Raw genomic sequence first — 12,832 nt, 5'->3', positions numbered from 1 at the left:
AAAACTTAGTTAATCTAAGTTTTAGTGTGTTATGGAAAACCTCAATATCGCCCTATATCCTGATGAGTCGCTGGAAAGCTGCTTGCTACGCCTTGGTCAGCATCAAGGCTATGATCGCTTTGCTCACTTTGCCGAAGAGTGCCTATGCCGCTTTTTGGAAGAGCACGAGGCTGTTTCGGGCGCATTACCCAAACAATTAGACCGCATTAATGTTTATCACGCTCAAAGCAGCCACCAACTGCGTGTGAGAGTCCTGCGCCAACTAGAAACGGATTTGCAGTTAGAGCCTTTTTCCATTCTCAAATTGGCTTTGACACGCTCGGATACTTATTTCTCGCCAGAGCAACGAGCCGTTCACCGAATGGGCGTTGATTTCCCACAAGCAGTGCTCCGTACGAATAACACGCCTATATGCCCTCAATGCCTTCGCCATAGCCCATATATTCGGCAGCGCTGGGAGTTACTTCCGTACACAGCCTGCCATATTCATGAGTGTGAGCTACTGAACCAATGCCCAGAGTGCGGCAAAAGTTGTGACTTCAAATACTCGGAAGATATAACTCATTGTGATTGTGGTTTTGACTTTCGCGATGCCCAAACGAAGCCAGCAAATGAGGCTAGCCTATGGCTGTCAACCATACTGGTGGCAACCGAAGTAGAGGGGAATTGCTTGGGAGCTTTAGATCTCTCGGCAAGATTCGGCTTCTTATCATGGCTTCTTCGTTCCCGAACTGAATCTGATGTCGACATCCAGGGGGTTTATGATTATTGCCGAGAATGGCCCAAAAACTTCAGATCAGAGCTCAAAAAGGCCATAGCTAAAGCAGATCAGACACGGATAAAACCTTGGCAATACACTTCGCTCGATGATGTCTTCGGCACAACCTTACGCGATTGTTCGCGATTACCGTATCAAGATTTCAAACGTAATATCGTGCTTAGTGCTTTGTTTGATGAGCTACTTTCTGCAGTGTCGGTGCTGGGGTCTAAGAGTGGTGGTCTCGGAGACGTTTTGGTGAGTGTACTTGATGCCGCTGCGTTGCTGTCATGCTCAACCAACCGAATTTATCAACTGTATGAGCAAGGCGAGGTCAAGCTTGCAACCAAAGTTAGCCTGCATAGCAAGCTGCCCTCATATCTGCCCGCCTTTACACTTCGCTCGATCGTCGATACGAGGCTCGCCTTGTTGGGGACTGGTCTCAATAGTTCCGCTAATGATTGCGCCCAAGGTGGGTTATGAAGCAATTACGAGAGCTCACCAAAATTGAACCTGTGACAAAGCAGCAAGAGCTTATCAAGCGGGCCTTCATGCCATATAGCGAGCCTGTAGATGTTACCGGAGATGAATTGAATGCGCTGGTGATTTTACTCAACCTGTCGCTAAGCAAACCGGCTTGTAAAGACTATTTGGATGTTAAACGTGCCAAGTCTTACTTTGAGCATGAGAGCTTCTTCGATGATGCGCTTGGAGAATTGGAGTGGGCGCACAGCCATAACCTCAAATACCCTGATTCACGCGTGTTTGGCCAACGCATTATTGCTGAGCATACTGACCCGCAAGAGCTTGGCTGGGCACACAACTCAGGTTACTACCGTCATACGATCTGGTTGTTCAACACTTTTTTGTGGGAAGGCAGAGAAACCTCGTTGATGAAGGAAGTACTGCAGGGTGATAGAGCGTGGCATGCAGTACTCAAAAAGTTAGGTTTGAACAAAGGGCGACGGGAAAAACTAGCTGATGCAATTCGAGAAAGTATCACGGTTCCGACCTACCCAGATGAAGTGAGCCCATACTCTCCTCAGGTGCAGTTTCCTTTTGGACAAGGCTATGTATCTGTCACACCTGTTGTTAGTCACGCTCAGCATATTCAGGTTGAACGTGTAAGCCGCCAGCAAACTGGCCATCGTTTTGTCAGTTCTGCACTTCCACATCCTGCAAGCGTTGGCAATCTCAGCGCCAGTATTGGTGGTAATCACAGGCTACTTTTCTCGCCGCTTCAGGCGACGCATAAGCCCCAGCATGGCCTGTTGCAAAGCCGAAAGAACCGCGCCAAGTATTTTGATGATTATCAGCTAACCAATCGGAGAATTTGCAACGTATTAGCTCATTTGTGCGGTTATGAACCTGCACTTACCCGCCAAGACTATCACCGAGCCCGCAATAGTCAGGTCAAAATTTTACGCAAGCATTTGGCGCTGTGGTTACTTCCAATGATTGAATTGAGGGACCAATACGAAGAGACAACGGTTGATGCAGAGGAACTTACTCCCATTGCTAAGGAGTTCATTCAGCTACCTACCGATGAGATCACCAGGCTTGGCAAAGCGCTGAGCCAGCATGCTCACTTAACTTTGCAGAACAATAAATATTCCAAACGATTTGCGTTTCATGGTCGATTGATCCAGCCTATTCGAACTCAAATCAATTGGATTTTGAAACAGTTTCAAAAAACGTTGTCAACGGCGTCGCCATCGACCGAACAGTATATTTATCTAACTGAAATGCGAGCAGAAGATTGTAATGCACAAAGCAGCCCTTCTGTGGTTGGCCTGCCAAGTTTGACAGCATTTTGGGGCTTTATGCACCAGTTTGAACGAGGCATGAGGGCAAGCCTTAAAGAAAGTGAAGAGCTAAGCTTCATAAGTTTCGCTTTGGTCGTGCGCTCAGAACGTCTTTTTAATGCTGCAAATTTGGCTGAGCCCCAAAGCGTTGCAAAAAAACGAGTGGTTTCGGCGGTCAAGCGACCTACCACTCGATGCAATTGGCGATCTGATTTAGAGTTCGATCTTGTTATCAAAGTCCATACAAATATCGACTTAGCGGCGCGATATCAAAGTCTTCATGCGAACCTTCCTTTAACGCTGGCCGGGGGAAGTGTCTTTCCGCCCGAACTTAAAAAAAACACATCATGGCTTCGAAGTTTTAGCTGCCGGTCGGAGCTGTTTTTTCTTCTTAAGGGTATCGATTGCAGTGCACGTTGGGTTTACGCGACAGGGTTTCATACGGATTCGTTTTACGAACTGTTAAACGAGTTAGAGCGAGATGAGTCTTTCATCGCAACGGCGTCTGGTTATCAACATATGCATATGCCCTGCGAGCGAAGAGGGAGCGTTTCTTCGATGCATTCTTACGCAGATAACTTGCTGGGAATCGCGAAGGCGTTAAATCCCATTGAAGTGCGATTACTTGGCCAATCTCACTTTTTTAGCAGCGCTTTTTGGCGCATGAGGTCAAGTCATGAGTCTATTCTTATAGAAAAGGATCAGGACTAAGCTTCTATGGAATTGTGCTCACAGCTGAATTATTGCCGCTCGCTTTCCCCTGGTAAGGCGTATTTTTATTACCTCATCGATGGCAAAGAACAGCCCATTGGTGTCGACCGAACTCGTATCAGAGCCCCAAAATCAGGTTTTTCAGAGGGCTTTGAATCCAAAGACATGAAACCTAAGGATACGGCACCGCAAGATCTGGCCTATTCAAACCCACAGTTCATTGAAGAGTGTTACGTGCCGCCAAGGGTATCTGAGATTTATTGTGATTTTTCACTGCGCATCAATGCTAATTCCCTGAAGCCCAACGTGTGTGCTGTTGATGAAACAAGGAAAACCTTAACTGCTCTCGCTGAGCTATATAAACAGCGGGGAGGCTACAGAGAGATAGCCGAAAGGATTGCGAAGAACATACTCTTGGGAACATGGCTGTGGCGTAACCGCACCTGCCGCTCTCTTGATATACAGGTTTTGACTAATGACGGCCAAACCTTAGCGGTCTCAAATTCATATTGCCTGCAGTGGGAAAGTGCGTGGGATGGCGGCGCACAAGACGCGCTAGAAAACCTAAAAGCATTTATCGAAAAAGCCCTCACCGATACAGAGTCCCTTTATTACCTCGATGTAAACTCCAAACTCACTGTGGGCGGCGGTGACGAAATTTATCCCAGCCAAGAGTTCGTTGATAAGAAGCAAGATGGTGCGCCCTCAAGACTGTTGGCAAAGACCCTGCTCAACGGACAAGAAACGGTTGCATTTCACGCGCAAAAAGTGGGCGCAGCATTGCAAATGATTGATGACTGGTGGCAGCCAAATGCGGATAAGCGGCTGAGAGTTAATGAGTACGGCGCAGATCGAGAATATGTGATTGCCCGAAGGCACCCTAAGAATGGGAATGATTTTTACCAACTTGTAGAGAGATCTGAGCACTGGATTGAGCAATTGGAACATGGGAAAGAAATCCCAAACGAAGTGCACTTCATCATCGCTGTTTTGGTCAAAGCAGGTGTATTTAACGGTGCAGCGGCTAAAGCTAAGGGAAAGGCATGAATTGCCGTTACGGCTTTGTAGTTGAGTTTATTCCTGAGTCTGTCGACTGCAATTTGCTTGCAGGAAGATGCATCAAAACGCTGCATGGTTTCTTGAGTACGAATAAAATCGCAGCAAATTCGATAGGAGTAGCTTTTCCACTCTGGAGGAACTTGTCGGTTGGTAAGGCAATCGCTTTTGTTGGGCCAACAGAGAAAGAGCTCGTTGGGCTAAGCTACCAGCCGTATTTATCGATGATGAAAGAGGAAGGGCTATTCAATGTGTCTAGCGTGAAAGAGTTACCAAAGCACTTGCCGGAAGTACGCTTCGTGAGAAACCAGGCCATTGCTAAAACCTTTGTTGCATCGAAGCGAAGGCGAATGAGCAGGGCTATTGAGCGGAATGGCTGCAATAACTACATACCTCAAGCTTCAGAAGAGCGAGAGTTCGACTTTTTTCACCGCATACCAATTGAAAGCAAATGCTCACAGCAAGAGTTTGTTTTGCATGTACAAAAGCAAGATGCTCTTGAGGTTAGCGTCGCTGGTTTCAACTCTTATGGATTGGCAACCAATCAGCGATGGCAGGGAAGCGTACCGAATATCGATTTAACCCTTTTTTCGTAACTTTATAAGTTTCTCTGTAAATCAGATTGTTATTTACCTGACAAAATGATTGGTGTTTTATTGGTTTGAGCAATAAACCCTTGCGCTTAATGCCTTTGCTCACTAATTTTTATAGTGACTTGCCGCATAGGCAGCTAAAAAGGTCTGGATGAACCACAAATGGATCGGTTGACCGTGACCTGCCGCATAGGCAGCTAATAAAATATGAGTGATCCCCACGAGTCGGTCATTGGCGTTACCTGCCGCATAGGCAGTTAAAAATAGGTCAGGAAGAAAGCAACCTAACCTGCTGAACAAGCAGAAAATAAGAACCCACCAAATTTGGTGGGTTTCTTTTTATGACATAGCCACGAATGTGGCAGAACCCTCCGGCTATAGCCGGGGATGAATGTTAGAGCAAAATTCATTGCGTAACTTTGGAACATTGAGGAGCTTTGAATTTTGTTTCAGCCCAAAGATTCGTTATGAAAGCCAACACGCACTCGGATATAAAGCTGTCTGATCTTCGTACTTTTACTTGGACTTCGCAGTTTTAATCTATCAATGAAAAATTTGGGAAATACCCTTTACTGATTAGGATAAGAGAAATACCGTGACTTGAATCTAAAGCCAGCGTTTACGCCTAAACAGCACCAATAGCCCTGATGCCGTCAACAGCATAAAGCCCCAAAGTACAAAGTAGCCATACTTGAAAGATAACTCGGGGATATGTTCAAAGTTCATGCCGTAGATACCAGCAATAAACGTCAAGGGCACAAATATAGCCGAGACAACAGTAAGCAATTGCATGGTTTTATTGAGCTGATGAGAGCTGAGGGATATGTAGCCCTCAATCAAGTCGCCACATAAATCATAGTACATGGCGGTTAGGCTCTCTAAGCGTTCAAATTTGTCGAAGACATCGCGAAAGCTGTGTTTTATTTCTGCATTTTCAATAGGTAAATGATTAACGTCGCCGCTTAAAATTTGGCGCACTAGTTTTACGTGATAAGACTTGATTCGATGAAGCTTTCGAAGGTGCGATTTGAGGAGAATGAGTCGATGCATTAATTCATCATTTGAACGAGTTAGCATGGCATCTTCTAAATCACTTATTTCATCCTCCGCCTCAAGGATCGATTCCGTGTAACGAATCGCAGAAGCGTTCATGATTTTGCTCAGCAGTAGCGCTGGTGAGCGAATATAGTGATTGAGCTTTTCATCTTGCCATAATGCCTCGACGCCAAATGATGGTTCGGTTCGTCGGGTGATGAGAATTTGCTCGCCAACAAAGGCGGCCAGGGCCATGGTTTTTACATCCAGAAGCTCTTCGGTCTTGCTAAAGCCCCGATACAAAACCAAACTCAGTTGGTCGAAGCTCTCCACCTTTGGAGGTCTTCTGTCGCGCTGAGCATCTTCGATCGCTAACGAGTGACAGCCTAATTTTTGCAATAAGACACGTTCTTGCTCTTTAGGCTCCTGCATCAAATCAATCCAGATAAATCCGCTTTCGGCTCGCCACTGTTCGACTAATTCGAAACCTCCAACGTTGAACTGCTGATCAGAGAAAAGTGCTACTCGTATCATTATCAGGGCCTCTCAGTCGTAGTGCTTGTCTCGTAGGAGCGTTAAACAGATTCTTCAGGTTGCATTTCATGCCATAAACGAAGGAACGTTCGCGTCGCGTTTTGCTGTAATTCAGCAACCTGCTCGGTAGGGCAAAACATGGTGATTGTCAGCTTGTTTTTGCCCAACTCAGTGGTACTCAAAGATACAGAAGGATCAACTTGGGTTGCTTCGATATCCATCCGTTGGTGGAGAAAACCGGAATACCGATTGGCCGTATCTCTGAACGGTTCAACCAATTGGTCCAGCTCAGCTCGCAGAGGCTCTATAATTGGCTCAATGTTAATATTGGCCTCACGAACCACGCTGAAGCTGTGCATCACATAGCGCCGCATGAAATTTAGGTTTTTGGCTGGGTAGAGCAGCAATGTGTTGTTGGGGATGTAAAGCGTTTTACCTGTATAGCTGTAGTCACCCGATAAATTAACTTCTTGAATCGTTGTTTTGACCCAATCAACATCAACAACTTGACCGGCCATACCATTAATATCAATCCAATCGCCGATGCGAAATTGACGGTTGAGGCTCCAAACGAAAAAGCCCAGCAAACACTGCAAAAACTCTTTGGTTGCTACAACAATGGCCACCATGAATGCAGCCAGAGACAGAGCGACATTTTGCAGTTCAGATAACCAGATAAATCCGATCAGTACGACAATAAGCAATGAACTCGCATTTCTAATGGTGCTAGCTCTATGTTGCTGTTCGCTCGGCTCAATACCTTTGAGAAAGTAGCTAAAAGTAACTTTACGGAGCAAATAAATGCCTATAAGCAAACTAATGCTCAACGCTAATTTGATTAGGGTTTCGGTCACAGGAGGGCTCCTTGGTATAATGAGGCTCTATCGCTAATCGTGCATGTAGTTATTTGAATTGGCGATAAAAACTGCACTAACTCAGTTTGTCTTATACACGACGGTTCGATTTCTTCCCGCTGCTTTCGCTTCATAAAGGGCTTTGTCAGCAAGCTCTAAAGAAGTTTCAATGGTGGAGTCTGGTGACGGAATAGCCGAATATAACCCAATGCTCACAGTGACATAATTCGCAACATCCGAGTATTCATTCGGCAGCTCTAGTTTTTCGATTTGCTGATGAATTCGATCAGCCATTTGCAAGGCTTCAGACTCGATGGTGTTGCCTAGTAAAACAACAAACTCTTCTCCCCCTAAGCGTGCAACAATATCCTCGGCTCGACGGATGGTCTCTTTCAACGCTCCAGCTACTGATTTGAGGTACTTATCACCAGTGGAGTGCCCCATATTGTCGTTAACACGTTTGAAGTAATCGATATCGATAAGCAGAAAACTAAGGTGTGTACTGTTTCTCATATTTCGTCGCCATTCAATTTCTGCCTGGCCGTCAAAATATCCCCGATTCTTGAGCCCAGTTAACGCGTCTGTTTGTGCAAGTTGCTCAAGCTTTGCATTAACCGCCCTAAGCTCTGATGTTTTTGCCTCAACTTTCTCCTCAAGTACTAAGTTCGATTGAATGAGCCGATCTGCCATTGTATTTAATGCCTGAGCGAGTCGGCCTAACTCGTCATCGGTAAAATTTTTGATGCGTTTTTCAAGATGCCCCTCACTGATCATGACTGCTACTTCGGTCAAATTAATGACTGGGCGTGTAATCTTGTGTGCTAATACCAACGAGGCAACAAGAACGACAATCAATAAGAAGAAGATTAGATAGATGATGAGATGTTTCAGGTCTTCATTGATAGACAAAACTTCCTCTTCGTCCATTTTTACGATGATGACAATATCAAATTCAGGGATTAGTCGGCTTATGGCAAACACCGGCTTTCCTCGGTAATCTTCAACACTCTTAAGAATATCTTCGCCCCCACGGAAGTCCTCTGCGATTAACTCCGACATACCTGCGCCAGAACTAAACAGCTGAAGCGAGTCCTCAAAACGCAATGGCGTAAATACTAAAATGTTGTTGCGGTATGTTTTCGTTGCCATGAATACTTCACCCGTTTGCCCTAGGCCAGAATAATCCCGCATGAAGTCATTAAGTCGGTCCATATTGACTTGCATAGCAACAACGCCCAACAGCTCACCGTCCAATAACAGTGGTGACGAAAAAATGAACGTAGGAGCCTGATACTCCTCCTCGGCCAACAACATGGATGTAGTTTGGTGAGAGAGCCCTTGGTCAAATAACTGATGAGAGGCGAACGACTGTCCATCCTTACTTCGCGCTGAAGAAACTATTGCAGTTCCCTTCGAGTTGAGAATGAAAATATCCTTGATGGTCTCACTCTGTCGCACAGCATCTTGAAGAATGCGGCGCACCAGGCTTAGCGACTCATTATCACCGTCTTGCATAAACCGCCGGAAGGAAGTGCGCATTTGAGTGCGACTACTGATCAAGTTGAGCTTGTCCCAGTTGGCCTGAATCATTCCCTTCATGCGTTGGTGCTGAACATTGGCCATAGACACCAAATGATACTTAGCCAAGTCTTTAACGATTTTCTGAGAGCTAAAGTAATACACTGAGGTCACAATGGAATGCGTCGCAAAAGCTAGCAATAGCAACATGATCAGGATCTTATAGCGTATACTCATTTGCATAACCGTTTTTGTTTGCCTAGAAGCTAAAAGGTAGCAAACTTAAAATAACAACGTGGTATTTGTGTATTTGGGAGCCCTTGGTTTGCTCATGGTGATTTGACAGAACTTACCAAACAAAAACAGGTTTTCAGGGCTACGGAGAGTAAAGTTCAGTGGAGGAAGTTGATGAGTCAGCCTAAATCTATTGGTGCCATCGTTGTGGTATCTGTAGTGATTAATTTGATTGTGCTGGTGAGTGTGATTTCTACCATGTCATCAGTAGATGATTTAAACCGGTCTTGGCAGGACATTACGGCTGCAAATTCTAGTAAGGCAGCGGAACTTATCAAATTAGAGCGAACTCTAGGCTATGTTGGCTTTGTTCACCATTTTAAGAACTACATCATTCGTCGAGACAAAAGCTATTTAGAGCAAGCTGTGGAATCTTATGAAGATGCACATTTAGCACTATCCAAATTATTGCTTCATGCCAAAGATGATGAAGAAATCAACCACATCAAAGCGGTAAAAATCACGCTCGACACTTACTATAAAAATTTACAATCAATAAAATCGCTCGAACATGATCTAACCGTAGAGCAAATCGATGCGCTAGTTGCCGTGGATGACCGTCGAGCCGCCGCTGCGTTAGTTGCCTTGCGTGAGCGACTTTCTCCATATATGACACACCAGTACGAGCAAGCGCGAACATCCGCCAACGCTATTCAAAGCAACTTGACGATTGCATCAATTATTATCGTGCCTATTCTCTTGCTGGTAACGGCGGCTTTTATTTTTCAGTTACGAAAGTACTACAAGCTCTCACGCGAATACCAAATGGTGCTCGATTCCTCTCCCGATGGCATTATTTACGCTGAACTCAATGGCGATATCATTCATTGCAACAAAGTTGCTCAAGGCATCTTTGGCTATAGCGAAGAAGAGCTACTCGCTATGAAGGTGGAAGAGTTAGTACCTGTTGACTACCGGGGCGATCACGCAAAACACCGCCACTCGTTTAGCCAAAACGGTGTTGTCAAGAAAATGGGCTCTCGTGATACCAAACTATACGGGTTACAAAAATCAGGAAATTTGGTCGAAATCGATGTCGCTATTAGTGCCCTTAATGTTGATAACAAAATCCGAAACCTTGCAATTGTTCGTGATATTACTAAATTGCGGCACCTAGAAAATTTGGCTGAAACCGACCACTTGACTTGCCTAATGAATCGACGCGCTATTGATGCGGTGCTAGATCGCGAGTATAAGCATGCGGTTCGCTACAATCGCCACCTCTCAATCATGTTGATAGATTTGGATAACTTTAAATCGTTAAACGATACGGAGGGGCACCTCAAAGGTGATGAGGCTTTAAAATTCGTTGCTGAATTTCTAAGTCAAAACATCCGGCCATCGGATTACTTGGCTCGCTGGGGAGGCGATGAGTTTGTATTGTTGTGTCCAGAGCTTACTCAACAAGAAGCAATCGACTTTGCTGAGAGAATACGTCACCGCTTTAGGCAACTACCGCAAACATTTAAAGTCTCGCTAACGATGAGTATCGGTATCTCTGATATTGGCTCGAACGACTCTGTAAAATCGATTCGCCAGTTAACATTAGACGCTGATAAAGCGCTATACGCCGCCAAAGAGGGCGGTAAAGACCGCGTTTGCACATCATGATCTCTACCGTTAAGGCTATCAAAGCCTCCAGTCTTATTGAGTTGTTTCCACTATTCGAATGAAGGGGAGATCTGCATCTACACTTATTACAAAAGCCTGAGCAGAGGAAATATCGACATTTAATGATCGCTTTTTATAGTGTTTTAATTGCCCTTAACGCTCTTTGTGCTGCGCTAATTATGGCATACGGTATTCAACGTAAGCGATACCAGTTCGTGTCGCTTGCGGCTCTCAATGTGTTTAGTGCACTGTTCAATTGGCTAAGTTTGGAACTTCTAAGCTCCAACGATCTAGGTGATGCATTGGAGCTCAGTCGATGGCATTTATCAGTAATAATCGCCGCTTACCCATTTTACATTCATACATTCGGCACTTGGTCAAAATTAAAGCACACCGGCTCGTTAACGATCGGTTTTGCTATCTTCTCGTTTTGTTTGTTAGCGGTTAATTTTATAGCCGACTACCCATTGCGCTACGGGAGTGATGCGGCACTATTCGAGTACACGACGTTATTTAACGAGAGAGCTCGGGTATTGGTGGGGGATACAAATGTATTTTTCCCGCTCCTGCATACCGGATACGCTCTTGTGTCTACTTTTCTGTGTTTTTGTGCCTACAAGTTCTACAAGGAGAAGCGAAGCTTAGAATCCTTTTCCTTACTAGCAACAATATTATTCCAAATCGTCGTCGCTTACATCGGATTTCAAATCGATAGCCAAAATTCGTCTTGGGTTTATGTTGGCGCTCTGCCTATATCCGTATTGTCTTTGGCCACGTTAGTTGTAATCAGCCGAGCATTTAGAAAAACATCTTACGACTTGCAAAAAGAAGTGGGAGAGAGAACTGAGTTTGATCGACTGTTTGCCGAGCTAGCCAAAGTATCCAACGAAGGTAGTGGTGATGGCTTTTTTGAGAATGTCATGAAGCTACTTGCAACATATTGTAATGCTGATTTCGCTATTCTCGGATTACTGGATAATGATGATGAAAAATACATCCAGACCAAATGCGTTTTTAAGCAAGGCGTTGCAGTGGACAATTTCAAATATGCGAGGGGTGGAACGCCCTGTGAAAATGTTTTGAGCCACGATGCATGTATCTATCCACGCGACGTTTGGGCTGAATTTCCTTTAGACAAAATGCTTAAAGATGAATCAATTGAAGGGTATTTGGGCTATCCCATTTTAGATGAGCAACAACGCTCCATCGGCTTGATAGCTCTGTTGTTCCGAGATCGGCTTGTCGACACAAAGAAATTGAAACTAATTACTGATGTATTTGCTACCAGAATTGGTGCAGAGATGCGTCGTAGTAAACTTGAGCAACAACTCACCACGATGGCTTTTACTGACTACCTCACCGGACTGCCTAATAGAACTACGTTGCTCAAACAGACAAACAAGTACCAGATCTCAGCGGGCCGTAAAGACCATGATGGATTACTGATGCTTTTTGACATTGACCACTTCGGTGAAATAAATCGCAAATTCGGTACTGAAACAGGAGACCAAACGTTAAAAATAATCGGCGAGAGGTTGAGTCATTTTGCATCAGAAAGTTGTTTTGTTGCCCGATACGGTGGCGATGAGTTTGTAATCGCATTTCCGAGCTTAAATGGAGAAATGAATGCGCTTGTTAGAACCCACTGGACGGCTCTGAGTGCTGTATTCAAAAGAACTTGTATTGTTGGCAATCGCAAAATCAATTTGACCTGTAGCATGGGCGCTACTGTCTTTCCTTCGCAGTTGCATGAAAGCGTCGACATCATGGGAGCCGCAGAGCACGCATTGGCCAAAGCTAAGCAATCAGGGCGCGACAGTTACTGTGTATTTGAGCCAGCTATCATTGATTACATTGAGCGTTCTAGAAGCCTAGAGCAGGAGTTACTTAACGCATTATCTCAAGCTGGCGAGCTGTTTATGGTTTATCAACCTAAAGTTGACCGTAATCATAAGCTCTGGGGGATCCCCTCATAATTCTGGCATCCCTGTTTGGTGAATTTGCTTGATGTAGTGCCCGATAGCCCACCGTATATCTGCGCTGCTGATAGGGTAATCTCGCCAT

9 protein-coding genes are annotated in these 12,832 nt (G+C 44.9%); 6 read left to right on the top strand and 3 right to left on the bottom strand.

The window, feature by feature from the left end; all coding sequences use genetic code 11:
* Positions 1-31: 31 nt before the first annotated feature.
* From CBE68_RS15290 to cas6f, 4 genes are read left to right on the top strand one after another with little or no spacing between them, the layout of a single operon-like run.
* A complete protein-coding gene (locus CBE68_RS15290; protein WP_087506972.1) occupies positions 32-1,240 on the top strand; it encodes a TniQ family protein in 1,209 nt (402 codons plus the stop codon).
* Positions 1,237-3,273 carry a type I-F CRISPR-associated protein Csy2 gene (locus tag CBE68_RS15285; RefSeq protein ID WP_087506971.1) on the top strand — a complete coding sequence of 679 codons (2,037 nt, stop codon included), beginning with the start codon at positions 1,237-1,239 and terminating at the stop codon, positions 3,271-3,273. The genes CBE68_RS15290 and CBE68_RS15285 overlap by 4 nt, the downstream gene beginning before the upstream one ends.
* A 6-nt stretch (positions 3,274-3,279) precedes the next feature.
* Positions 3,280-4,320 carry a type I-F CRISPR-associated protein Csy3 gene (gene csy3, locus CBE68_RS15280; protein WP_087506970.1) on the top strand — a complete coding sequence of 347 codons (1,041 nt, stop codon included), beginning with the start codon at positions 3,280-3,282 and terminating at the stop codon, positions 4,318-4,320.
* Positions 4,317-4,925, top strand: coding sequence for a type I-F CRISPR-associated endoribonuclease Cas6/Csy4 (cas6f, locus tag CBE68_RS15275; RefSeq protein ID WP_087506969.1), 609 nt, complete (start codon positions 4,317-4,319; stop codon positions 4,923-4,925). The genes csy3 and cas6f overlap by 4 nt, the downstream gene beginning before the upstream one ends.
* A 603-nt stretch (positions 4,926-5,528) precedes the next feature.
* On the opposite strand, the gene CBE68_RS15270 is transcribed toward cas6f, so the two are convergent.
* From CBE68_RS15270 to CBE68_RS15260, 3 genes are all read right to left on the bottom strand, one after another.
* Positions 5,529-6,491, bottom strand: coding sequence for a magnesium transporter CorA family protein (locus CBE68_RS15270; protein ID WP_087506968.1), 963 nt, complete (start codon positions 6,489-6,491; stop codon positions 5,529-5,531).
* A 41-nt stretch (positions 6,492-6,532) separates the two neighbouring features.
* Positions 6,533-7,345 carry a mechanosensitive ion channel family protein gene (locus CBE68_RS15265; RefSeq protein WP_158100632.1) on the bottom strand — a complete coding sequence of 271 codons (813 nt, stop codon included), beginning with the start codon at positions 7,343-7,345 and terminating at the stop codon, positions 6,533-6,535.
* Between the two features lie 81 nt (positions 7,346-7,426).
* On the bottom strand, positions 7,427-9,100 hold the full coding sequence (locus CBE68_RS15260) for a diguanylate cyclase (protein ID WP_158100631.1): 1,674 nt from the start codon (positions 9,098-9,100) through the stop codon (positions 7,427-7,429).
* Between the two features lie 171 nt (positions 9,101-9,271).
* Here CBE68_RS15260 and CBE68_RS15255 point away from each other — a divergent pair, with 171 nt between their 5' ends.
* Both CBE68_RS15255 and CBE68_RS15250 read left to right on the top strand, forming a co-directional pair.
* Positions 9,272-10,768, top strand: a complete 1,497-nt coding sequence (locus CBE68_RS15255; protein ID WP_143824587.1) for a GGDEF domain-containing protein — start codon at positions 9,272-9,274, stop codon at positions 10,766-10,768.
* A gap of 122 nt (positions 10,769-10,890) precedes the next feature.
* Positions 10,891-12,744 carry a GGDEF domain-containing protein gene (locus CBE68_RS15250; RefSeq protein ID WP_087506964.1) on the top strand — a complete coding sequence of 618 codons (1,854 nt, stop codon included), beginning with the start codon at positions 10,891-10,893 and terminating at the stop codon, positions 12,742-12,744.
* Positions 12,745-12,832: the final 88 nt, after the last annotated feature.

It is taken from the genome of Neiella marina (assembly GCF_002165625.1).
In the GTDB taxonomy this organism is placed as follows: domain Bacteria; phylum Pseudomonadota; class Gammaproteobacteria; order Enterobacterales; family Neiellaceae; genus Neiella; species Neiella marina.
Note: the sequence above shows the minus strand (reverse complement) of the source record. Positions and strands in the feature narration are given on the sequence as shown.